Annotated in this window: 17 protein-coding genes; 14 read left to right on the top strand and 3 right to left on the bottom strand. The window is 35.8% G+C overall.

What is annotated here, in order from left to right:
• Positions 1 to 218: 218 nt before the first annotated feature.
• From PB01_RS02265 to PB01_RS02275, 3 genes are read right to left on the bottom strand one after another with little or no spacing between them, the layout of a single operon-like run.
• On the bottom strand, positions 219 to 1,433 hold the full coding sequence (locus PB01_RS02265; RefSeq protein WP_151698672.1) for an amidohydrolase: 1,215 nt from the start codon (positions 1,431 to 1,433) through the stop codon (positions 219 to 221).
• Positions 1,430 to 2,671 (bottom strand): amidohydrolase family protein, encoded by a 1,242-nt coding sequence (locus PB01_RS02270; RefSeq protein WP_151698673.1) that lies wholly within the window; start codon positions 2,669 to 2,671, stop codon positions 1,430 to 1,432. Before PB01_RS02270 ends, PB01_RS02265 begins: the two co-directional genes overlap by 4 nt.
• A gap of 59 nt (positions 2,672 to 2,730) precedes the next feature.
• Positions 2,731 to 4,305 carry a glutathione ABC transporter substrate-binding protein gene (locus PB01_RS02275; protein ID WP_151698674.1) on the bottom strand — a complete coding sequence of 525 codons (1,575 nt, stop codon included), beginning with the start codon at positions 4,303 to 4,305 and terminating at the stop codon, positions 2,731 to 2,733.
• Between the two features lie 199 nt (positions 4,306 to 4,504).
• Between PB01_RS02275 and PB01_RS02280 the strand changes: the two genes are divergently transcribed.
• From PB01_RS02280 to PB01_RS02345, 14 genes are all read left to right on the top strand, one after another.
• Positions 4,505 to 5,407 carry an ABC transporter permease gene (locus tag PB01_RS02280; RefSeq protein ID WP_151698675.1) on the top strand — a complete coding sequence of 301 codons (903 nt, stop codon included), beginning with the start codon at positions 4,505 to 4,507 and terminating at the stop codon, positions 5,405 to 5,407.
• A gap of 14 nt (positions 5,408 to 5,421) precedes the next feature.
• Entirely contained in the window at positions 5,422 to 6,342 is a 921-nt protein-coding gene (gene nikB, locus PB01_RS02285) for a nickel ABC transporter permease (protein WP_151698676.1), read from the top strand.
• Between the two features lie 12 nt (positions 6,343 to 6,354).
• Positions 6,355 to 7,368 (top strand): ABC transporter ATP-binding protein, encoded by a 1,014-nt coding sequence (locus PB01_RS02290; RefSeq protein ID WP_151698677.1) that lies wholly within the window; start codon positions 6,355 to 6,357, stop codon positions 7,366 to 7,368.
• Positions 7,365 to 8,363 (top strand): ABC transporter ATP-binding protein, encoded by a 999-nt coding sequence (locus PB01_RS02295; RefSeq protein WP_151698678.1) that lies wholly within the window; start codon positions 7,365 to 7,367, stop codon positions 8,361 to 8,363. Before PB01_RS02290 ends, PB01_RS02295 begins: the two co-directional genes overlap by 4 nt.
• Before the next feature lie 86 nt (positions 8,364 to 8,449).
• Entirely contained in the window at positions 8,450 to 9,202 is a 753-nt protein-coding gene (locus PB01_RS02300) for a sensor histidine kinase (RefSeq protein ID WP_151698679.1), read from the top strand.
• A gap of 23 nt (positions 9,203 to 9,225) precedes the next feature.
• Positions 9,226 to 9,933, top strand: coding sequence for a response regulator transcription factor (locus tag PB01_RS02305; protein WP_151698680.1), 708 nt, complete (start codon positions 9,226 to 9,228; stop codon positions 9,931 to 9,933).
• 65 nt (positions 9,934 to 9,998) lie between these two features.
• A complete protein-coding gene (locus tag PB01_RS02310; protein WP_151698681.1) occupies positions 9,999 to 11,240 on the top strand; it encodes an SLC5/6 family protein in 1,242 nt (413 codons plus the stop codon).
• A gap of 520 nt (positions 11,241 to 11,760) precedes the next feature.
• Positions 11,761 to 12,684: an IS4 family transposase gene (locus PB01_RS02315; RefSeq protein ID WP_151698682.1), complete on the top strand. Its 924-nt coding sequence runs from the start codon at positions 11,761 to 11,763 to the stop codon at positions 12,682 to 12,684.
• 47 nt (positions 12,685 to 12,731) lie between these two features.
• A complete protein-coding gene (locus PB01_RS21850; protein WP_404815111.1) occupies positions 12,732 to 13,118 on the top strand; it encodes a transposase in 387 nt (128 codons plus the stop codon).
• A 1,043-nt stretch (positions 13,119 to 14,161) separates the two neighbouring features.
• A complete protein-coding gene (locus tag PB01_RS02325) occupies positions 14,162 to 15,670 on the top strand; it encodes an amidohydrolase family protein (RefSeq protein WP_151698684.1) in 1,509 nt (502 codons plus the stop codon).
• Positions 15,667 to 17,139: a chlorohydrolase family protein gene (locus PB01_RS02330; RefSeq protein ID WP_151698685.1), complete on the top strand. Its 1,473-nt coding sequence runs from the start codon at positions 15,667 to 15,669 to the stop codon at positions 17,137 to 17,139. Before PB01_RS02325 ends, PB01_RS02330 begins: the two co-directional genes overlap by 4 nt.
• Positions 17,140 to 17,249: 110 nt before the next feature.
• The gene (locus PB01_RS02335) at positions 17,250 to 18,812 is read left to right on the top strand and encodes a glutathione ABC transporter substrate-binding protein (protein ID WP_151698686.1); all 1,563 of its coding nucleotides are present in this window, start codon (positions 17,250 to 17,252) and stop codon (positions 18,810 to 18,812) included.
• A gap of 81 nt (positions 18,813 to 18,893) precedes the next feature.
• Positions 18,894 to 20,108 carry an amidohydrolase gene (locus PB01_RS02340; protein WP_151698687.1) on the top strand — a complete coding sequence of 405 codons (1,215 nt, stop codon included), beginning with the start codon at positions 18,894 to 18,896 and terminating at the stop codon, positions 20,106 to 20,108.
• 664 nt (positions 20,109 to 20,772) lie between these two features.
• Positions 20,773 to 23,511: a CHASE3 domain-containing protein gene (locus PB01_RS02345; RefSeq protein WP_151698688.1), complete on the top strand. Its 2,739-nt coding sequence runs from the start codon at positions 20,773 to 20,775 to the stop codon at positions 23,509 to 23,511.
• Positions 23,512 to 23,524: the final 13 nt, after the last annotated feature.

A 23,524-nucleotide genomic window follows, 5' to 3' on the forward strand; every position in this document is an offset into this window, starting at 1 on the left:
GAAAAAGAGGTGATCTTTTTCTGTTTATATACAGATTAATAATTAGAACTTTTCTATTTGAATGTTCTCTGTGAGAGACTGGCCAATAACGGAAACAAGGTTACCGAAATAAAGGAGCTTGAAGTGACGCAGTCACTTCAAGCTCCTCACGCACTACCGCGGTAATAGTATAGCCGATGTGCAAAATGAAGTACTCTTAAAGGGCGCTTGTACTATTCTTACACTAATTCCCCTTTTACCATAACTAAGCGATTTGTTGGTTTTCTAGCAACAACTTCAGCAGAAGAAACTGCATCAAAAAATACGAAACTTGCATCATCTTGTACTTCTGGCCAAACTTTTTTGCCGTCCTCATTTAAAGCAACTACTCCGCCAGTAACCCATTTAAGTGCATTTCTTAGTGACTTCTCATCGATTTTCCGGGTAAGTTCACAAAAGCGTGTAGCTTTTTCTAATACATCACCCGTGCCATATGGACTCCATGAATCGTAAAAACCGTCACAACCGAAGTGTACTTTTACACCTTGTGCATCTAATAAGTCGATTGGTGGGATCACTCGATTAATATTAATTGGGATAGTAGACATAATGGCTACATCCGATTTAGCGAGACGGTTTGCTACAACAATTTGCTGGGGAACAGGGATATCTCCAAGGCAGAATGAGTGACTCAAAGCAGTTCGCCCTTGATAATTTGCTTGTTCTACGATATCAATCCACTTATCCGCTGTATAATAACCTACGAATCCACCGTCATGTAAGTGAATATCAACATCAGCATCAAACTCAGTTGCGATATCCATCACTTCGTACAGAGATTTTTCGATGGCATTATCAATTCCAGCAGGATCTAATCCTCCAACCATTGTTGCTCCATTTCTCATTGCTTCTCGCATTAATTGAGGTACAGATTCACGTAATAATCCATGCTGTGGGAATGCGATAATATCAGCAGTTACTTTGCCTTTAAATGAATCCAGTGCAGCAATAACGCCTTCTAAGTTTTTCAAACCGATATACGGATCAATGTTAACATGTGTACGAATATGCGTAGAACCAAATTGAAGCAATGTTTCAATCATTTTCGTAGCTCGTAGCTGTGCGCTGCTTGCTAAAATAGATAATTCTTTTGCTTCTAGGTCTAAACGTTCTTTTAAGTTAGCGACGGGAGTACATGCTTTCCAGTCTAACGTCATATATGTTTTATCTAAATGATTATGCATTTCTTTAAAAGTAGGAAGTGCAAGCTTACCGTGCATATCGATCACTTCAATGCCGTCTGGTATAGCTTCATTCGCTGCTAATTGATCTACAATTTTCCCTTCTTCTACTTTTAAATGAAATAAAGCGGTTTCTGTTTCAACTGTTCCGTTACCTAATAATCTTTCTCCAGTTTCTAACTTTACATTAGAAAGCCATTTAACTTTACTCATTTTGTGACCTCCTTCGCTAGAACAGTCTCATTTGTATATGCAATATTTCCTTTTGAAATAACATGTGTTATAGGACGTCTTCTAGCTACTGCTTGTGCTGAACATACCGCATCGAGTAGAAGTACATTTGCTAAATCTCCTTTTTGAGGCCAAACTCTAGTCCCTATATCGTTAAGAGGGGTAATCCCACCAGAAGCATATTTCCAACAACGATTTAATGAATATTCGTCGATAAATTTAAATCTTTCTGCTAAAATACTTAATTTTTCTACAGTATCACCCGTACCAAAAGGGGACCAGTGATCAGTTAAGCTATCATGACCTAAAGAAACGAATACTCCATTTTCATGTAAATAAGGAATTGGAATTGTAGGGCGGTTGATTGGAACGGTTGACGTAACGTCAATTTTCGATTCAGCAAGCACTGCAACTAATTCTTCTAATTCTCTACCTTGAAGATCGCCCAAAGCTATTGCGTGACTTATCGTAACTTGTCCTTCTTTTTTAGCTTGTTTCGTTAATTCTGCTAGTTTATAAAACTCAAAAGCTCCAAGTGAGTTCGGATCATGAATATGAATGTCTATTCCACTGCCAGATTCTACTGCAATATCCATTGTTGTGTTAAGGGAAAGGTCGATATTACGATCGATAGTTGCTGGATCAACACCGCCAACTAATGTAGCACCCATTTTCATAGCTTCTCTCATTAATGGTTCTACTTTTGAAAGTAATAACCCATGTTGTGGAAATGCAACGATGTCATATGTAACCTGGTCTTCAAACTTTTTGAAAGCTTCTTTTGTAATTTCAATATGTTTTGTTCCGATTTGAGGATCCACATTACAATGAGAGCGAATATGTGTGTGTCCTTGTGAAATTAGCCACTCAATCATGTTTTGCGCGCGGTTTAATGCAAAAGGAAGTTGGGCTGGTAGTAATTCCTGCTCTTCTTCAATTCTCGTTAGAATTCCTTTAGTTATAGGCTTACATGCTTTCCAAGGACCACTAAAATACGTTTTATCTACATGGATATGCATTTCTCTGAAGGAAGGCATAAGTAATTTGCCATTAGCCTCAATTACTTCAAAATCAGAGCCTTCTATATTTTTTTCTACTTCAATAATTTTTCCATCTTGAATTAGTACATCAAATAGATCTGTTTCGGTTTGAATAACACGTCCATTTTCATAAGTAAAGCCAGTTTCAAGGCGAGCATTTTTGATAAGTAGAGATTTCATCTTTTATCCTCCCAATAAGTTCAAAGAGACTGGAGTATTACCAGTCCCTTTGATGTGTATTATTTTACTGTCACTTCATTTAATATCAGGTAATTCGAAGCGTCTAATCTAAAGTTTTCTACTTTGTTATTATAAACGGCTAAATGCTCGTAGTTTCTAATTGGAACATATACAGCGTCGTCCATTTCAATTTGCATCGCTTGTTTGTAGATTTCTTGTCGTTTACTCGGATCTGTTTCAACACGTGCTTGTACGATAAGCTTATCTACTACAGGGTTTTGGTAATAGAAATTGTTCCCTGGTGCTCCGACAGACGCTGAATGGAATAGGTTATATTGATTGTAGTCGCCATCACCAGTTGCGTTACCCCAACCACTAATAAACATTTGATGTTCTCCACTTTCGATTTCCTTAATATAAGAACCGTATTCCATTACTTTAATTTCTACATCCACGCCAATACCTTTAAGTTGAGATTGAATAACTTCAGCCATATTAATTCGTTCTTTACGGTCGCTCGTTAATAAAGTAACTTTGATACCTTTATCGTAACCAGCTTCTTTTAATAAAGATTTTGCTTTGTTTACATCATACGGATATGCTTTTACGTCTTTGCTATATCCAAATACTTGTGGACTCATAGCAACGTTTGCAAGTGTTCCCACGTTATTGTAAACACCTGAAATAATAGCTTCTCTTTCAATTGCATAACTAATTGCCTGGCGCACTTTCACGTTGTCAAAAGGAGCTTTTGTCGTGTTAAATCCTACATACTCTACTGCTAAACCATCCGTTCTGAATAGGTTCATTTTATCAGAATTTTCAATTCGTTCAATCTCTGTTACAGGAACTTGATCAGAAATATGAGCTTCTCCGCTTTCAATCATAGCTAATCTAGTAGCATCTTCCGGAACGACTTTGAATACTACACTATCCACCTTAACTTTTTCTCCCCAATAATCATTGTTTTTATTAAGGGTTATTTCTTGGCCAGATTTCCATGAATCAAATACAAATGGACCTGTACCTACTGGATGTGTTGCTAGTTGATCAGGAGTTTCATTAATCATTTTAGGGCTAAGAATGCTTCCTTCACTGCTTGCTAAAATAGAAAGTAATGGAGCATATGGTGTTGCTAATTTTAGTGTTACATGTGTATCGTCTTTTACGATTACTTCTGAGATCATTCCTAATTTATCTTTCTGTGGTGATCCTGTTACCGGATCTAGTAATCGATCAAATGTAGCTTTTACTGCTTCTGCATTAAAAGGTGTACCATCATGGAACTTAACACCTTCTCTTAATGTAAAATCCCAAGTTAAATCATCTACTTGATTCCATTCAGTTGCAAGTAATGGAGCAAAGTTTCTGTCTTTATCAAACGCAAGTAGCGTTTCATATACTTTTCCGTGTACAACATTTGCGGAAGGTATATCTGTTATGAAATGTGGGTCAAGTCCGGTTGCATCCGATAAACGAACTACAACAAGTTTTCCTCCAGATTTGTCTCCAGTTGTGGTTGGGTTGTCTGCTTTTTCTTCACTTTTACTTGAACTTCCTGTAGAACAACCTTGCATAATTAACATCAATATAGACATTAATGCTAAAATCTGAATCCACTTAAACTTCTTCATTGAGTTTTCCTCCAAATAATTATTATTTGTATTGCTAATTCTCAATTATAAATAAAAGAATTAATATTGTTTTTAAAATCTTTACTGTTTTTTAAAGAATTTCGACTATTCTTTCTATGTCTATTTACATTCTTTCTTTTCTTATATATCGTGATGTTACCTTATAACGAAAAGGAAGCAGAACGAGGGGGTTAATTAAATGACAATTAATAGTACTGAAGTAGATTCAGCAAAGTTAATCTTGGCAAGAAAGAAAATTCGAAAAGAAAAGTGGAAAACATTCTTTATGACTATTGGTCAAAATAAGGCGGCTGCAGTAGGGGGAGTAATTATTCTTCTATATATATCGCTCACTTTATTAGCACCTATATTATCCCCATATGATCCATATGAGATTAATCTTCCAGACAAGTTACATTCTCCATCTATGGCACATTGGATGGGAACGGATGATAAAGGAAGAGACATTTTAAGCCGAATCTTATATGGCTCTCGATTATCACTAGGAGTAGGTTTTTCCTCCGTCTTTTTTGGAGCGTTTTTTGGAATAACTCTTGGGCTAGTCGCTGGCTACTATGGTAAATGGGTAGACACGATCATTAGTCGTTGTTTAGATGTGATGCTTGCATTCCCAGGGATTTTATTAGCTTTAGCAATTATTAGTGCACTAGGTCCAAGTCTTATTAATGTAACAATTGCAGTAGGAGTCTTTTCAATTCCTTTGTTTGCAAGAATTGTTCGTGGTTCGACGATGGAAGTGAAAAAGCTGGAGTATATAGATGCTATTAGAACATTAGGGGCAAATGATTTCATTATAATTTTCCGACACATTTTTCCAAATATATTGTCACCGATTATTGTTCAAGGTTCACTAAGACTTGCAACAGCTATATTGTCAGCAGCGGGATTGTCATTCTTAGGGCTAGGTGCACAACCACCATCACCAGAATGGGGTGCAATGCTTTCTAGTGGAAGAGATTTTATTTTCAGTGCACCTTACATGGCTATTTTTCCAGGTCTAATGATTGCGATTTTAGTATTGGGCTTTAACTTGTTTGGAGACGGTTTGCGCGATGCTTTAGATCCAAGGACGAAAAAATAAAAGGGGGATTTCTTATGTTTTTATTTATCTTGAAACGTTTAGTGCAAATAGTTCCTGTCATATTAGGTGTCACTTTAGTTGTGTTTTTAATTATGCAAATGGTACCAGGTGATCCAGCTGTTATTATGGCAGGGGAAGGGGCATCAAAGGAAACGGTTAATGAACTACGAGAAAATTTAGGTTTAAACAGACCACTTTATGAACAGTATTTTTCATACGTAGGAAATGTATTTAAAGGAGATTTAGGAAATTCTCTAAAAAATAACCAACCTGTTTTGGATGAAATTATGATTCGCTTACCTATTACGATGGAGCTTGCATTTTTTAGTATTATGATCACAATCGTACTCGGGTTAATCGCAGGAATTATTTCCGCGGTAAGGCCATACTCATTTTCCGATATTAGTGTAATGGTTGTCGCATTAATCGGAATATCACTTCCAAGTTTTTGGTTAGGTTTATTACTGATGTATGTATTTTCTGTGAAGCTACAGTGGCTACCGGTTGCTGGATGGGATAGTACAGCACATATAATTTTACCCGCTATTACACTCGGAGCAGGAGGAGCAGCAATCGTTGCCCGTATGACTCGTTCAAGTATGCTCGAGGTAGTTGGACAAGACTATATACGAACAGCGAAAGCAAAAGGTCTTAAAGGACATGTCATTATTTATAAGCACGCTTTAAGAAATGCTTTAATTCCTGTTATTACTGTTGTGGGTCTACAATTTGGTAGTTTACTCGGTGGTACTGTTTTAGTAGAGTCTGTGTTTGCTATAAATGGATTAGGTCGAATGATTGTTGATGCAATACGAACAAGAGATATTCCAATGGTGCAAGGCGGGGTATTAGTTGCTTCTTTAGTTTTTGTCTTCGTGAATCTGTTAGTGGATGTTATGTATAAAGTTTTCAATAAACGAATCGATTTGAACTAGGGGGGATAAACGATGACAAATGAAATTGTTTTAGAAGTAAAAAACTTAAAAACACATTTTATATCCAATAAAGGTACGGCAAAAGCGGTAGATGGCATAGATTTTGTTTTAAGAAAAGGCGAAACGATGGGGATAGTTGGAGAATCTGGATGTGGAAAATCTATGACTTCGTTATCTATTCTTCGATTAATACCATCTCCACCAGGGAAAATTGTTGATGGGCAAGTATTATTGAAGGGACAAGACTTAGTGACGATGTCTGAAGAGGAGATACGAAAAATAAGAGGAAATCGCATTTCGATGATTTTTCAAGAACCAATGACTAGTTTAAACCCAGTTATCCCAGTAGGCGAGCAAATCGCGGAAGCACTCAGATTACACCAGGGGTTGTCCAAAAAGCAAGCATGGGATAAATCAGTTGAAATGATTGGTCTTGTTGGAATACCTTCGCCTGAAAAAAGAGCGAAGCAAGAACCTTTTCAACTAAGTGGTGGTATGAGACAAAGAATTATGATTGCAATGGCATTAGCTTGTACTCCTGAAGTTCTAATTGCAGATGAGCCAACTACTGCGTTAGATGTAACGATTCAGGCTCAAATATTAGAAATCATGAAAGATTTACAAAAGAAAATTGGCATGGGCATCATTTTCATCACACATGATCTAGGAGTAGTAGCAGAAATGTGTGATCAAGTTGGTGTAATGTATGCGGGTCAAATTGTAGAACATCAAGATACCAAAGATCTATTTAAAAATCCTTTGCATCCTTATACTCAAGGGTTAATCGGATCCCTTCCTAAGTTATATGAAGATCAGGAAGAACTGCAAATTATTGAAGGAACTGTACCGAGTCCTTATGAATATCCAGAGGGTTGTCGATTTGCGGAAAGATGTCCATTTGCAACGGATATTTGTATCCAAAAGCAACCAAATCTTATCCAGTATGATGAAAATAGTAAAGTTAGATGTTGGAAATATTCTGATGAATGGCAAGATAGTTTAACAAAAGAGGGGGTAGCACTATGAGTAATCTTCTCAAAGAGAAAAGTCCGTTGTTAAAAGTCTCTGATTTGAAGCAGCACTTTGCATTGAAAAAAGAGGCAATCTTCCAACCGAAACAAGTTGTAAAAGCAGTTGATGGAATTAACTTTGATCTGTATCCTGGAGAAACGTTAAGTATCGTAGGTGAATCGGGATGCGGGAAATCGACAACTGGAAGATCTATTTTACGTTTAGATGAACCGACTGATGGAGATGTATTATTTAAAGGTGAATCTCTGTTAAAAATGAATAAAAAAGAGTTACGAAATGTTAGAGGAAATATTCAAGTGATTTTTCAAGACCCATATGCTTCGTTAAACCCAAGAAGAACAATACGTCAAATGTTAGAGGAAGCAATGGCTATACAAAAAGTACTCCCTCCTAACCAGAGAGAGGCTAGAATGTTAGAGTTGATGAAACATGTTGGGTTACGTCCAGAGTATTTGGAAAGATATCCACATGAATTTTCTGGGGGACAACGCCAACGAATTGGAATAGCAAGAGCACTTGCGGTAAATCCAGAAATAATCATTTGCGATGAGGCGGTTTCTGCTCTAGATGTATCGATTCAAGCGCAAATATTAAATTTACTAAAAAAGCTTCAAAAAGATTATGATCTGACATTTTTATTTATTTCTCATGATTTAAGTGTTGTTCGACATATTTCGGATCGTGTTATGGTTATGTATCTAGGGAAAGTTGTAGAAATTGCTGATAAGTCTTCTCTATTTAACAATCCTATGCACCCTTACACGAAAGCTCTTCTGTCAGCTATTCCTGTAATAGATGAAACAAAGAGAAGAGAAAGAATCATTTTAAAGGGGGACGTTCCATCTCCTATAAATCCTCCTACAGGTTGTAGATTTCACACGCGCTGTCCTTTTGCTACAGAACGCTGCCGTCAAGAGGAACCTTTATTAAGAGAAGTAGATACTAATCATTCGGTCGCTTGTCATTTTGCAGAGGAATTACTATCATAAAAAATGGTCACTTGTACGATTTACTAATTGTCATAATGAAGATACTATAATGGAATACGGTTATTATAAGAGAGGACGTATGCATCATGATGCCTTTGGAATCTTTTTCATTATACGTCTTGATTTGTGTATTAGCTCCTCTTGTAGGAGCTTTTACACTTTCATTTGTAATGATTTTTGAACGACAAATTGACAATCTGCAGAAAGAAGCTTCAAAGCTTGCGTTGGAAAAAGAATTACAGCACGCAAATTACGATCAGTTAAATCAGCAAATACAACCTCACTTTTTTTTCAATACGCTTAATACAATGTTAAGTTTGGCTCGGCTTGACCGAAAAGAAGAATTGATAAAAGGCTTGGAAGTAATGGCAAAGTTTTTTAAGTTTAAATATGTTACGCATGCTTCTCTTATTAAAGTGGAAGATGAAATTGCATATGTAAATAATTATTTAGATATCCAAATTTTACGTTTCGCGGAACGACTTGAAGTTACTAAAAATGTAGAAGCTTTTTGCGAAAATGCTTTATTGCCCCCGTTTATGATACAAACTATAGTCGAAAATGCATTTAAACATGGTTTTGAGAAGAATATGGGCCCTGCCCGTTTGAAAATAAATGTGTATAATTCAGATGGTTTTATGTATATAGAAGTATGGAATTCCTACTTTATTGAACCTATTAATGAAAAGAAAGAGTATAGCCCACAAGAAGAGGGGTATGGAATTCGAAACATACAAAAGAGATTAGATCTGTTATTTCCAGAACAAGTACATTATTTAAATATGAGATACATTGGTGATGAAACACTTGTTGAAGTGAAATTTCCGTTAACCAAATAAATAAGAGAGAGGAGGAAGGGATTATGAATATTCTACTTGTAGATGATGAAACATTAGAGTTAGATCAATTGGAATATATTATGAAACCCCATTTTCCGAATTGGACGTTTTACAAAGCACAAGATGCGTCCATTGCTCTTCAAATAGCGGGTAAGATTAATGTTTCTCTAGCATTTCTAGATATTCAAATGCCAGGAAAGAGCGGTTTAGAGTTGGCTAAAGAATTAAAGAAAAATTATACAATGGACATAATTATGGTTACAGCTTATCAATCGTTTGAATATGCTCAATCTTCCTTACGGATAGGGGTCAATGACTATTTAACAAAACCTATAGTAGAAAATGAATTGTTGGGATTGCTTGAAAAGTATAGAAAATGGATATCTCAAAATGACTCCATTCAAGAAGTTTTGCGTATTATTCGTGAGGAATATAACGAAAAACTTAGCCTTAGTATAGTAGCGAATCGAATACACTTGAATGCAACTTATTTAAGTCGTAAATTTTATGAAGAAGTGGGAATCGGATTTGCAGATTATTTAAATGCATATCGGCTCGAAATGGCGAAAAAAATATTATTAGAGCATAAAGAATTGAGTATGGCTGTTGTTTCTGAAAAAGCTGGATTTAACAGTCAGCATTATTTTAGTTCCATGTTTAAAAAACAAAATGGGATAACCCCATCGGAATATCGAGTAAATCCCAAAAAAGCGAAAGGTTTTGGAATATGAAAACCTATCGTCACTATATTACGGGTTCTTTAATTTTGGGAATTTCGTCAGGAATGATAAGTCTTTTGGCACGATGGATCACAGGGAATACAATTCTTTCTTCACCTGAATCATTAGTGAAATACGGTCTTTTAGGTGGAATTGGTTATTCTCTAGTAGGTGCGTTTTCTATTTTTATGTTCGGAACATTTGCAAATAAAATTAGATTTAGATTTCCAGATGTAGAAACGATCGGGGATGTTTTTCAAGAGAGGCTTCGAAAAGATGGCTATTGGTTAATGACAATTATAATCTTATTCCTAGGATTAGATTCTTTATTCATGCAAGCGGTAGGAGCAGCCGTTTTATTTGATTTATTATTTAATATACCATTTACTGTTTCTCTATTTTTCTTCTTCTTTTATTGTTTTATCATAGCAGGGCTGGGTGGTATGAAGTGGATACAAAAATTTGAAGGGATTTCTATTTTCTTTATTTTTGCTGCAATCATTTTCATTCCATTGTACTTTTTCATACAAGAAGGAGCTTTTAAAGTTTACGATGGCATTAGATTATATCATCCCTATTTGTTGTTTGCTAAAAACCATGAAGCATATTTTTTTATTGCGACGTTTATGTTAGTTGCCTGTGGACAAGTACTTACAGACCGATCGACTTGGCAAAGATTATATATGATTGAACAGAAAAAAGTTCGTATTACTTTTTGGTCAACAGCGTTTGTTTGGAGCACGATACCTATAGCTCTTTCTGCAATGCTGTTGATTGTTATTTTTGAAGGATCTTTTGGCGAAACATATACCCTTTTGTTTCAATTAATAACAAAAATAGATCCTATTTTTCTTTCGGTTTTATTCTTTTTATTTTGTTTTGGTGCTTTATCCACAACGATAAATGCGGAGATCCATGCTACTACGATTCATTTTATCAAGCATATTCGACTCCCTTTGAAAAGCTCGATGACTGATCAGCAAATGAGGAAAGAATCGTATATTTTCTCTGGGTTGTTATTGTTGTTTCTCTTAATTGTGACACATTTTGCTAAATTTACTTTGCTAGATTTTCTTTTTTTCTATGGACATCTTTATGCTGCATCTATTCCAGTCATGTTGATCATCATTTTTTCAAAACGTAAAATATCCAGGTTATTGCCTTATTCAATTATAGCTGGCTGGTTGATTAGTGTGACGCTATTTGGTGGTTTAACATCATTACAAACTATTTGGATAAGCTTCTTCCTATCTGGGGTTTTCTCCGTTCTATCAATGTTATTTGCAAGAGTAGAGTTTTCATCAAGATATTCGAAGTAAATATTAGATGAATCATGTCTGTTGAAGCAATTTCATATTTCAAATTTAGTTCATAAAACACGAACAATATTAAAGTGAAAAGTATGAATATATAATATGCTCTTCATAAATCAGCATGATTTCCGCTATAGGCAGACGCTTTCCACGGGGTGAGCGATGAGCCATCACCGCCGCATTCGCGTCGTTTGCAATGTCTCATCTGTCTCACTCATGAGGCCACTGAAAAAGTGACTAAAAATTTGAATTTAAAAATCTTGAAAATTCTTACCCCCACTTTCATAGGTATAAACCTTGAGAATAAGCAGAGTACCCCCACTTTAGTAGCTAAGAATAGTACTTTTTTGGGAATGAGTTTTTATGAAATTTTCATTTTCGGGAAAATTGGACTTTTTCAGTGGCCTCTCACTCATCCCGCTGGAGTCGCCGCCTCATAGCCGTGTACTTAAGCTAATTCAATTATTTTTCATAATAAGTGCCTCTTTTAAGTTAGTATTAAAACGACAACTTAGAGGAGGCTTTTATGTACAATCAACATAATTTATATTTAAAAGAATGTTTTCAACTTTTTCTACCTAAAAATATTGAACAACTAGCGAAGGAAACAGGATTTATTAAACGGGAGCGGCAATTTTCAGCTTCCGACTTTTTATCACTTGTCTTTCGACAAAATGCTAATCTTGTTCAGCCCTCATTAAATAATTTATGCCACGATTTAGAAAAACATCATATAAATATTACTAAATCAGGTTTAAATAAACGATTCACTACTGAAGCTGTCGACTTTTTTAAGGCCCTATTTGACCGTCTATTTCAATATCAACTTCAGGCGCCATTGGCTGAAATGAAATTAAAGAAAGATTCCCCATACAAACGGATTCGAATTATTGATAGTACAAGCTTTAAACTCCCTAAATCATATGAAAATGAGTATAAAGGAACGAGAGATGCTGGTGCTAAAATTCAATTTGAATTTGATTACTTAAGTGAGAAATTACTTTGGTTTAGTTTAGATGAAGGGAAATCCGCAGACAGTCCCGCAGGATTCGAACGACTAGCTAGTTTAGAAAAAGGGGATTTATTCTTGCAGGATTTAGGTTACTATCATTTGGATTTATTTGAACAAATTCATCTATCTGAAGCCTTTTATCTTTCAAGAGCTAGAATGGATTCGCAGTTCTTTGTAGAGGTTGATGATCCACCTCGTCATCCAGATGGTTCCTTTATTGAAAGCCAACGCTATCAGCGTTTATACATGGAAGAAGAATTAAAAACATTACCTAGGGGACAATATCGAGAGTGGAATCAAATTTATGTGGGAAGACATAAAAAAATGCCCACACGTTGTGTTATTTATCGCCATGATGAAGTGCAAGAAGCAAAAAATATAAACAAAAGAATTAGAAGTTATCAAAAAAATGCCGCTCTATTCCAAAAGAAAATGTAGCTGCACTTTCTGGACTAACTATTTACATAACTAATTTACCACCTACTATTTCCGTTGAAAAAATAACTCAGTTATATCGTGTTCGATGGCAGATTGAACTTCGTTTTAAAACATGGAAATCTCATTTGAAAATCCATCAAATAAAAGACATGAAAATGGAACGTTGGTTATGCCACGTATATTGCCAATGTATTGTCATGCTGTTAAGCATGATAACCACAGGTTTTATTCGAAAGGTAGTTTGGAAAACATTAAATAAATTTATTAGTGAAGATTTAACGATCCGTATGATTTCTAGAATGATAAACCGACTCGTTTTAGAAAGCAAAAAAAGTGCACGAAGCTGGAGTTTGTTCTTTAAGAGTCTTATTCCTACCACAGAAAAATTCAACTTAAAATCGACAAAGCCAGAACCGCACACTCTATTTGTTTGATTAAATTCACAAAAAATCCAAATTAAAGGTAGTTGGAAACTGCTTTATTTTGGGTTTATTTGTTATGTTCTTTTTTTAGAACATATCTTATTCTAACCTCAAAACACTCATTTGCAACATTAAATTTCTCGAAAAATAGTAAAAACATATAATTTGAAACTTACTATTCTTCTTAAGTACACGGCTATGGTCGCCGCCTGTCACTCCAATCAATAAATTAAGTATTGTTCGTGTTTTGATAATTAAATGCTATTTATGAAACTAACTCCTGTTGATTAAACAATTATAGGTAATTTTCTATCTCTGTAATCCCTCAATCGATAACGGCACTTTGACTAGCATTCTCTAAATTACATTTAGCTGCCTATCTTGTATTAGCTAGTAGAATTTGTCGCTTTGGTATTTGCTTTCCGCTTTGTGAGCGACGAGCCTTCTCCTATGTTACCGCTTCTTGCAGTGTCTCACCTGTCTCGCTGTTCCCGCCTTCCGCTCCAATCCAATCCAATCAATAGTGCAATTAAGAAAGACAATGTGTTTCTGCGAAATAATAACTGGTACTTTTCTTTGTTTACCAATAGGGAAAGTGGAACTAGAGAAAAATAGATAGCATCCATTGATATAGAAGTGCTGAGCGGACGAAACTGCATCTTCGTCCGCTTTTAAAAGAATAGGAAAGGATTAATTCTCTCATTATCCAAACCGTATGTACCTTGCCTCTACATATTTCAAGATGGCGACGGACAAACATCTGCCACAAGATTACCTGAAAAAGTGGATTGAGAAGTGACGCAGTCACTTCTCAATCCACAAAAATTCCCATGGTAATGGTGTAGCCAATGCTTCGTCCAAAGTACTCTGGAAATAGTAAAGACAAGATTCACTTAAATGAGGCTTACGTTTTCCTTATTTAACTCTAACAATTTACTATTATCAATCAAAAGGTAAATAAATTTTAAAAAATAGTAACTATTCTGAAAATAATGTTTGTTCAATTTTTTTATACTTAAGATTAGTGCTAGAAAAGAGAGAAGGTGGGGGAAAAGATGATTGATCTATTGTTGATTCATGGAACCGTCATAACGATGGATAAAGACAGAAGAATATTGCAAGATGGTGCAGTTGCGATAAACGGTGGAAGAATTTTAGATGTAGATATAACGGAAGTTCTATTGGAAAAGTATGAAGCAAAAAAAGTGATGGATTGCAGTCATCATTGTATTTTGCCAGGATTTATCGATGCTCATGGCCACGGTGGTCATTCCATGTTTAAGACGATTGCGATGGAAGACTTTTGGATGCCTATTATAACAAATACGTATAAGCATTTTGTGACGGATGAGTTTTGGTATTATGAAGGGAAATTATCCTCTTTGGAACGTTTAAAGGCAGGAATAACGACAGGGGTTTCTGTTTTAGGGTCAATGCCACGATCAGATGAGCCGATCTTTGCGCTGAACCATGCGAAAGCATACGCAGAAGTTGGTGTTCGAGAGGTAGTTTGTACTGGTCCATGTAATCCACCATGGCCACATTTATTTAGTCGATGGGTAGATGGTAAACAAATTACGAGAGAAGTTACGTACGATCAAGTATTACATGGTGCAGAAAGTGTCATTGAAGCATTAAACCATGCAAATGACGATCATACGAGAGCTTTTATCACACCGTTTGTTATTGTCACATCTGTGGATCCATCCAATCCAACCTCGCCAGCAAAACTGTATGGATTAAATGACCATGATTTGTATCAAGCGAAGAAAATTAGACAGATAGCGAAGAAATATAATACGAGAATCCATTCTGATGCTTTTGGAGGGATGATTCATTTAGCGATACAGGATAAAGAAAATGCGCTATTAGGTCCGGATGTTCATTTACAACATTGCCGTGGTATTTCTTTTGATGAGGCAAGAATTTTAGCGGAGACAGGAACCAATGTAAGTGCCTCGCCAGGGTTTACACAAGTACAAGCAAGAACGCCTATTACGGAATTAATAGAAATGGGAGCAACAGTTGCCATATCAACAGATGGGACTTCACCAAGTACAAGTTTTGATATGTTCCAAGCAATGCGTAAAACCCAGTTTATTCACCAATCAGCTCTTAGAGATGAATATTATTTACCACCTGGAAAGCTGTTAGAAATGGTCACAATCGATGCTGCGAAATGTATTGGATGGGATGACGAACTAGGCTCTCTTGAAATAGGGAAAAAGGCAGATGTAATTACTGTAAATCTGCATCAACCACATCTAACTCCTGAGTTTATGCATGTCCATAGACTTGTTTATCAGGCTGTAGCTAGCGATGTAGATAATGTCATCGTAAATGGGAAAATCGTAATGGAGGGGCGAAACGTACGAACGGTCGATGAACATATGGTGTTGGATGAAGCAAATGAGGAAGCATATGCAACAGTGAAACGTGCTGGACTTGAAAAACATATGCAACCTTCAAAATCCTTTTGGGGACAAGCACGAGAATATATTGATGAAAAGAGATATAACGAGGATGATTATAAATTTACCGTGACGAAAGGTGAGCATAAATGAAAACAAAGATTATAGGAAAGTATGTCATTGGCTATGATGGTCAAGATCATGTCATTTTAGAGAATGCACAAGTGGTTTATGAAAACGACACGATTGTTTTTGTCGGAAAAGATTATTCTGAAACTGTAGATGAAGTGATAGATGTAGGAAATGCTGTTATTAGCCCTGGATTTATTGATTTAAATGCGCTCGGAGATATTGATCACGATATAGTTCATCTGGAAGCAACAATGTCCAAAAGTAAAAATCTTCTTTGGTCGGAACAGTTTGTACAAGAAGGACATGATGAATGGATGACAGAAGAAGAGGAAGCTTTTAAATCCCTTTATGCATACTCCCAGCTTATATTGCACGGTATTACTACCGCTATGCCGATTACTTCAGTCTTTTATAAAAAATGGGCAGAAACATATGAAGAATTAGCTGCAGCTGCAGAACATGCTGCAAGCTTAGGATTAAGAATTTATCTTGGACCAAGCTATCAATCTGGCATAAGAGTAGTAGAACCAGATGGAAAGGTCAAGCTTTTCTGGGATGAAGAAGCGGGTCGAGCGGGGTTAAAAAGAGCAGTGCAGTTTGTAGAAGAATTTGATGGTGCGTATGACGGCCTGGTTAGAGGGATGCTTGCACCAGAAAGAATTGAATGCCAAACGGAAGAAAATCTCATACAAACGAAATATTATAGTGAAAAACTTGGTGTTCCAATTAAACTTCATGCTGCACAGGGAAGTTTTGAATATAATACATTCGTTGAAACACATGGAGTTACGCCAATTAGATATTTATATAATATAGGATTTCTAGGTCCCAAAACAGGTATTCCACACGCTCATTTTATCACTGGATATAGTGGTGCAACGAACGGTGAGGGTGATGATATTGCACTTCTAAAAGAGACTAATACGACAGTTATTCACTGTCCACTCATTATTGGTAGGCATGGCGACGCTTTAGAATCTTTTGCGAAATATAAAAGATACGGTGTTAATATCTGCCTTGGAACTGATACATTTCCTCCAGATATGTTCCAAAACATTCGTACAGGCAGTATGCTTTCAAGACTTATAGACAAAAAAGTAGATGACTCTACCTACGCTGATTTTTATCGAGCAGCAACACTAGGAGCAGCATCTTTTCTTGAAAGAGAAGATTTAGGGAGACTAGCTGTAGGGGCAAAGGCAGATATTATTGCAATTGATCTAGACGCATTTCATATGGGTCCTCTAGATGATCCTATTCGAACGATGATTGTAAGTGGAAGTGGAAGAGATGTGAAACTATCGATTATTAATGGACGAGTAGTTATGAAAGACAGAAAAATTCCTAATCTTGATTTGGATGATATCAAACAAAAAGGACAAAAGTATTATAATAAAATGAGAAAAGGATATGTAAAAAGAGATTACCAGGAGCTAGGAGAGGAACAATTACTGCTACCATCTTTTACATATGTAGAGCGAATCGATTAAAAGAAGAAAAAATAATGAAAAATATAGTAAATAAATTTAAAATTAAAAGTCTGAATATTTCTTATAATTGGAATAACCAAAATGGTTTATAATATAAGGAGGAGAAGTAGATGAAAAAGAAAAGTGCTACACAATGGTTTTTAGTATTGTTATTGACATTACTAATTGCAGGTTGCTCTACAGGAAAAGAAGAGAATGCTACTGAAGGTAGTAAGAATAGCTCAGCTAAAGATGGTAGCACTTTAGTGATTGCTCGTTTATCAGATGCAGAGAGTTTAGATCATCAGTTTATGTCCACTATCAATGCGGCAAGCGTGACACATGGGAAGATTTATGAAGGGCTGGTAGGGCGTGATAAAAACGCAGAAATTCAACCTTTATTAGCAAAAGAGTATAAACAAGTTGATGATACAACATGGGAGTTTAAGCTTAGAGAAGACGTGAAATTTCATGATGGTACTGATTTCAATGCAGATGCTGTGAAAAAGACATTTGATCGTATGTTAGATCCAAATGTTGGTTCTCCTAAAGCAGCTCTGTTTAAAATGGTTAAAGAAGTGAAAGTTGTTGATGATCATACTGTACAATTTCTTTTATCTGAACCATATTCGCCATTACTTTCTATTTTAGCAAGTCATGAAGGTGGCATTATTAGTCCGAAAGCAATTGAAAAGTATGGCAAAGAACAAATTAAAGAACCAGATGGTACTGGACCATTTGTTTTTGAATCTTGGACGCCTGGACAAGAAATTGTTCTGAAGAAAAATGAAAGCTATTGGGGTACAAAAGCGAAAGTCGATAAAGTAGTATTTAAAGTAGTGCCAGAAGAAACTACACGTGTTTCGATGCTTGAAACTGGCGAAGCACAAATTGCTGAACCACTATCTGTACCGATGATGGAAACAGTAGAAGCTTCTAAAAACTCGGAAGTTTACCGTAGTGAAGGATTTGGAACAGAATATATTGGCTTTAATGTGAAAAATGAGAAGTTAAGTGATGTTCGAGTTCGAAAAGCGATTTCACATGCAGTAGAAATGGATTCTATTCTAAAAGGAGTCTATAATAACGTTGGTTCAGAAGCAAACTCATTAATGGGTTCAAAAGTTTTTGGATATAACCCTGATATGAAAACATATGAATATAATTTAAATGAAGCGAAGAAATTACTTGCGGAAGCAGGTTATCCAGATGGCTTTGAAATAACGCTGAAAACAATGGATAGTAGAGAAAGAATAAATGTTGCGGAGGTTCTTCAATCCCAGTTAAAAGGAATTGGTATTAAACTTAATATAGAAGTGTTAGAGTATGGGACTTTTGTAGAACAAGTCAACGCTGGAAATTCTGAAATGTTTATTATTAGCTGGAGAAATGCAACTGGTGATGCTGATTATAACCAATACAATCTTTTTCATACAAATTCTATTGGAGGAGCAGGAAACACTTTCTTTTACAGTAACAAAGAAGTAGATGGAATTTTAGATGCTGCACGAATGGAAAAAGACCAAGAAAAACGAATCGAACTATATGCTAAAGCTCAAGAGTTAGAAATGGATGATGCTTTATATATTCCGATTCGCGTAATTGAAAACTTAGCAGCAACGGCAAAAGGAGTGGAAGGATTTTCAATTAGTCCTTCAGGCTATTTAGAAATAAATGATGTGTCGGTTAAATAACTCAACATGATTAGAGAGGGATATCCATATTGGATATTCCCTTTCACCATGTAATTCTCAAAAAAAGAAAGGTGAATATATATGACTACTAGTTATTGGTTAAAGAATGTTCGACTGGAAACAGGATTTATGAAAGAAAATGAAAAAGTTATTGGTACAAAAACAGATTTGTTTCATCTGTTCATATCGGAAGGGAAAATTGCGAATATCATCCGTATGGAGGACCAGATTACGGATAATTTTCCTATTAAGGACGCAAAAAAACTATTGCTACTCCCATCCTTTGTTGAAAAGCATGTTCACTTAGATAAAACGTATATGGGAGAAAAATGGAGGTCTTGTATTCCTGCTGCAAGCGTTGTAGAAAGAAGTACAAATGAAAGTAATATTTTGGCCTCACTTCCTTCAAGTACAAAGGAACGAGCGGAAGCATTGTTGGAAGTATTATTATCCTACGGATCCACACATATTCGAACACATGTGGATATTTATCCAGAAGCAAAATTGAAAAACTTAGAAGGTGTTCAGCAAGCTTTGCGAACATACTCAGACAAAGTAAGTGCCGAAATCGTCGCCTTTGCTCAGCATGGGCTAATGCAAACGGGTACTTCACAATTGCTTAGAGAGGCAGTAAGAAATGGAGCTGGTATAGTAGGTGCAGTAGATCCAGCAACTGTAGATAATAATATTGAAGCATCTTTAGTTGAATTAATGGATATTGCAGTAGAAGGGAATGCAGATATCGATTTGCATTTACATGATCCAGGACATCTTGGAAACTTTACGATGAAACGTCTTGCTTATTTAACAAAACAAGCAGGCTGGGAAGGAAGAGTAGCAGTCAGTCATGCTTTCGGACTTGCCGATGTTTCTACGGAAGAAGCGTTTGAAATGGCGGGAATACTAAGAGATGCTGGTATTTCAATAGTATCAAGTCTCCCGAATAGAAGAATAATGCCGATTAAGTTACTAGACGAATGTGGCGTGAATGTAGCGATAGGGAACGATAATATTTTTGATTCCTGGTGGCCTACAGGAAATGGCGATGTTCTAGAAAGAGCAAGTCGTTTAATCGAACATTTTAGATGGACAGATGAAGTTTCCCTAACGCAAATTTTAAAATTTATTACTGGCGGGAAAACAACATTAGACAGAGAAGGGAACCAGCTATGGCCTAAAATTGGAGACGAGGCAAGTATGCTACTAATCGATGCAAGCTGCTCAGCAGAAGTAATTGCCAGAGTTCCAAAACGTAAAGCTGTATTTTATAAAGGAAAGCTAGTCCAAGGTGAATAATAAGAAAGCTAGAGGACATAAAAACTCTATTTAAGGTGTTCTATTTAGGATTACTTTAACGAAAAAAAATCTAAAATAGGGACAATCAATAAATTTGGTGATGAAACATTAGGCACTCGGTATTTAGCTGCTTTTGTATTGCTTTGGAATGAACGATCACTACACCTTTACCGAGATTTCTGAATGCGGAGGGATGCGACTTTGTCGCATCCCTCCGCATTTTTTTCGGTAATCTTGTTGTAGTCGTTCGTCCCTCGTTCTCTACAAGCACAGTTAAAAAAAGTGCCAAAGCTTTTGGGGGTCAAAGAATAGCCACTTTCGTATCATACAACATGCATCCAAAGGTGATAGCCTTTCTCTAAAGTGGTTCCGCCTTTTCGATTTTAAAGCAAGTGTCACTTTTTTACACAGCACCTCCATACGACCAGTATTTCTTTGCAAAAATAAGCAAGAAATCCATGATAAAAAGGTGTAGAGTTACCGAAATAAGAGCTGACGCAAAAGGATTTGCCTGTGATGTGATGAAAAAATATTGTATACTACAATTTAGTGGCTAAAATTATTAGGGCAAATAAGTTACTTATTTGTGTAAATACAAAGCTTATAATAATAAAAGTATTGTTTCTATATATACATTATTAATAGAAAGAAGGTTCTTTCTTCGATGGGAAAAAAGTTTAAAACAGGTATTCGTACTAAAATTATGTCCGGGTATATATTAGTTATCGTTATGATCATCGTTTCTTTTTTCGTGATAAGTGACCAGTTTTCTTCTCTACAAGCAGATAAACGTTTCATAATGGTTCATGATTTTAGAGTAAATACTCTCTCACATCAAATTGAAAAAAACATTTTAGATATGGAGACAGGGCAAAGAGGATATATAATTACTAGCGATGAAAGCTACTTGAAACCATATAACGTTGGACAGTCAGAATGGCTGGATGCGTTTGATGAATTATATATACTGGTGGAAGACAATCCAGCACAGCAAGAAAAATTAAAGGAAATTAAAGGTTACATTGTACATTGGATTGATACATCCGTAGAGCCGGCAATAAATCGAAAAAAACAAGAAAATGAAATTTCAACTAAAAACTATTTGGAAACCGATGCTGGTCGTACAGAAATGGAGCAAATACGAAGTCAGTTCAATCGTTTCAGGGACACGGAACTTGACTTTAGACAGGAACGAGCAGATGAATTGGATCGAAAGATTAACAAGTTAGCAAAAGGATTAATCCTTTTGGGATTACTCACTTTCGGACTGGCTATAACAATTTCTCTATTGGTATCTCGTTCAATTGTTCATACTATCAATGAAGTAATACAAACGATAAAAGACATTGCTACTTTCACGAACACCAATGAGTTGGATTTATCTAGGAGAATTAAATTGCAATCTCGAGATGAGATTAGAGAGCTAGGTCTTGCGACAAATGAGTTGCTTGATAATCTAGAACAAAGAGACACACATCAAAATCGTGTCAATACTACTTATTATTCCTATCAAGGTATTTCGACAGTAGCATCTTTAGGGAGTGCATTTATTTCTTCCGTATCAGAAGAAACAAATGCATCATATGGAGCTATTTACGTAAGGGACTTCCAAAATCAAAAACATCGTTTTGTTAAATGTGCTACATTTGCAGAAGGGCTTGATACAGTTGGTAGAAATAATTTTGAATTAGGGCAGGGTTTAATTGGTGAGTATGCTCTTAAAAAAAGAATGCATGTTATAAGTGATTTAGATAATTTCCAACTTATTCCTTCTGCATTAGGAACCATTCGTCCAAAAGGAATGATTATTGCACCAATTCTTTACGAAGGGGAAGTAATTGCTGTAATAGAAATACTCAGCATTAGTAATTTTTCTACAGTCGATCAACAATTTATAATGGACGTTGTAGATAATTTCGGGGTTACGTTAAATAGTGTGAAAGATCGCGATGAGATAGGGCGTTTACTTACGGAATCACAGGCGATGACGGAAGAATTACGCGTACAATCAGATAATTTACAAACTCAGTCGGAAGAGCTGCAAATGCAATCGGAAGAACTACAAACAATTAATGAAAAGCTAGAAGAAAGATCGAGAGAAGCTGAACAAAAATCAGCAGCTTTAATTCAAACGAAAAAGGATTTAGAAGAGAAAGCTGAGCAACTCATTTTGAGCTCCAAGTATAAATCTGAATTTCTAGCCAATATGTCACACGAACTTAGAACTCCTTTAAATAGCATTCTAATTCTATCCGAATTGATTGCAGAGAATGCACAGGAGCAATCTAGAGAAGAGGATGAAAGTTTTGCAAAAGTAATTCATACCTCTGGTCAAGACCTATTATCATTAATTGACGATATACTTGACTTGTCTAAGGTAGAAGCAGGAAAAATGGAGATTGTATACGGTGAAATGAATATGAATGATCTACCGACATATTTAGAAATGAATTTCCGGCATGTTGCAGAACAAAAAGAGATTTCTTTTGAAATAGTTAAAGATCCTAATATTCAAGAATTTTTCTATACAGACGAAAAGAGAATGCTTCAAATTGTGAAGAATCTACTTTCCAATGCATTTAAGTATACGGAAAAAGGCAGTGTCAAAATAGAGATTAAATCTGTTCAAAGAGAAAACTTAAAAGCATCATTTGCTGGAAGTGAAGTAGATGGGTGGATTTCGTTTTCTGTAAAGGATACAGGAATAGGTATTCCAAAAGAGAAACATAGGTTGATTTTTGAAGCATTCCAACAAGCAGAAGGTGCAACAATGAGGCAATATGGTGGAACAGGTCTCGGTTTGTCTATCTGTCAAGAATATGTCAAACATCTTGGTGGTTATATTACGTTAGAAAGCGAGGAAGGCATTGGCAGTACTTTTACTTTATATCTTCCAAGCTTGTCCAAGGAAATAACGAAAGAAGAAGTTGGTTTAACACTATTAGATGAAGTCGCTGCCTCTTCGATAGATGAACCTATTGCAACAGAGGAAATGAGTTCTCTCCAATTGGAAGAGCCGAATGTATTAGTAGGTAAGAAAGTATTAATAGTGGATGATGATTTGCGAAATATTTTTGCTTTGGAAGCAGCCTTGAAACAAGAAGGAATGATTGTTAGTTCTGTAAATAATGGATTGGAATGTCTTGATACACTAGAAAGACAACCTTTGTTTTTTGATATCGTTCTAATGGATATTATGATGCCTAATATGGATGGATATGAAACTATGCAAAAAATCCGATTAAATGACGAGCTGTCTCATTTACCTATTGTTGCACTAACTGCTAAAGCCATGAAGAAAGATCGTGAAAAATGTCTAGAGGCAGGGGCTTCTGATTACGTTAGTAAACCTCTTAATATGGAGCAACTTCTATCCGTCCTAAGTGTTTGGGTCTCTAACTAATAGAAATGGATGA

It is taken from the genome of Psychrobacillus glaciei, from assembly GCF_008973485.1.
GTDB classification, from domain to species: Bacteria; Bacillota; Bacilli; order Bacillales_A; family Planococcaceae; genus Psychrobacillus; species Psychrobacillus glaciei.

Coding starts and splice junctions, on each gene's coding strand:
- PB01_RS02265 (WP_151698672.1), bottom strand. CDS start 1,433: ATGAGTAAAGTTAAATGGCTTTCTAATGTAAAGTTAGAAACTGGAGAA.
- PB01_RS02270 (WP_151698673.1), bottom strand. CDS start 2,671: ATGAAATCTCTACTTATCAAAAATGCTCGCCTTGAAACTGGCTTTACT.
- PB01_RS02275 (WP_151698674.1), bottom strand. CDS start 4,305: ATGAAGAAGTTTAAGTGGATTCAGATTTTAGCATTAATGTCTATATTG.
- PB01_RS02280 (WP_151698675.1), top strand. CDS start 4,505: ATGACAATTAATAGTACTGAAGTAGATTCAGCAAAGTTAATCTTGGCA.
- nikB (WP_151698676.1), top strand. CDS start 5,422: ATGTTTTTATTTATCTTGAAACGTTTAGTGCAAATAGTTCCTGTCATA.
- PB01_RS02290 (WP_151698677.1), top strand. CDS start 6,355: ATGACAAATGAAATTGTTTTAGAAGTAAAAAACTTAAAAACACATTTT.
- PB01_RS02295 (WP_151698678.1), top strand. CDS start 7,365: ATGAGTAATCTTCTCAAAGAGAAAAGTCCGTTGTTAAAAGTCTCTGAT.
- PB01_RS02300 (WP_151698679.1), top strand. CDS start 8,450: ATGATGCCTTTGGAATCTTTTTCATTATACGTCTTGATTTGTGTATTA.
- PB01_RS02305 (WP_151698680.1), top strand. CDS start 9,226: ATGAATATTCTACTTGTAGATGATGAAACATTAGAGTTAGATCAATTG.
- PB01_RS02315 (WP_151698682.1), top strand. CDS start 11,761: ATGTACAATCAACATAATTTATATTTAAAAGAATGTTTTCAACTTTTT.
- PB01_RS02325 (WP_151698684.1), top strand. CDS start 14,162: ATGATTGATCTATTGTTGATTCATGGAACCGTCATAACGATGGATAAA.
- PB01_RS02330 (WP_151698685.1), top strand. CDS start 15,667: ATGAAAACAAAGATTATAGGAAAGTATGTCATTGGCTATGATGGTCAA.
- PB01_RS02335 (WP_151698686.1), top strand. CDS start 17,250: ATGAAAAAGAAAAGTGCTACACAATGGTTTTTAGTATTGTTATTGACA.
- PB01_RS02340 (WP_151698687.1), top strand. CDS start 18,894: ATGACTACTAGTTATTGGTTAAAGAATGTTCGACTGGAAACAGGATTT.
- PB01_RS02345 (WP_151698688.1), top strand. CDS start 20,773: ATGGGAAAAAAGTTTAAAACAGGTATTCGTACTAAAATTATGTCCGGG.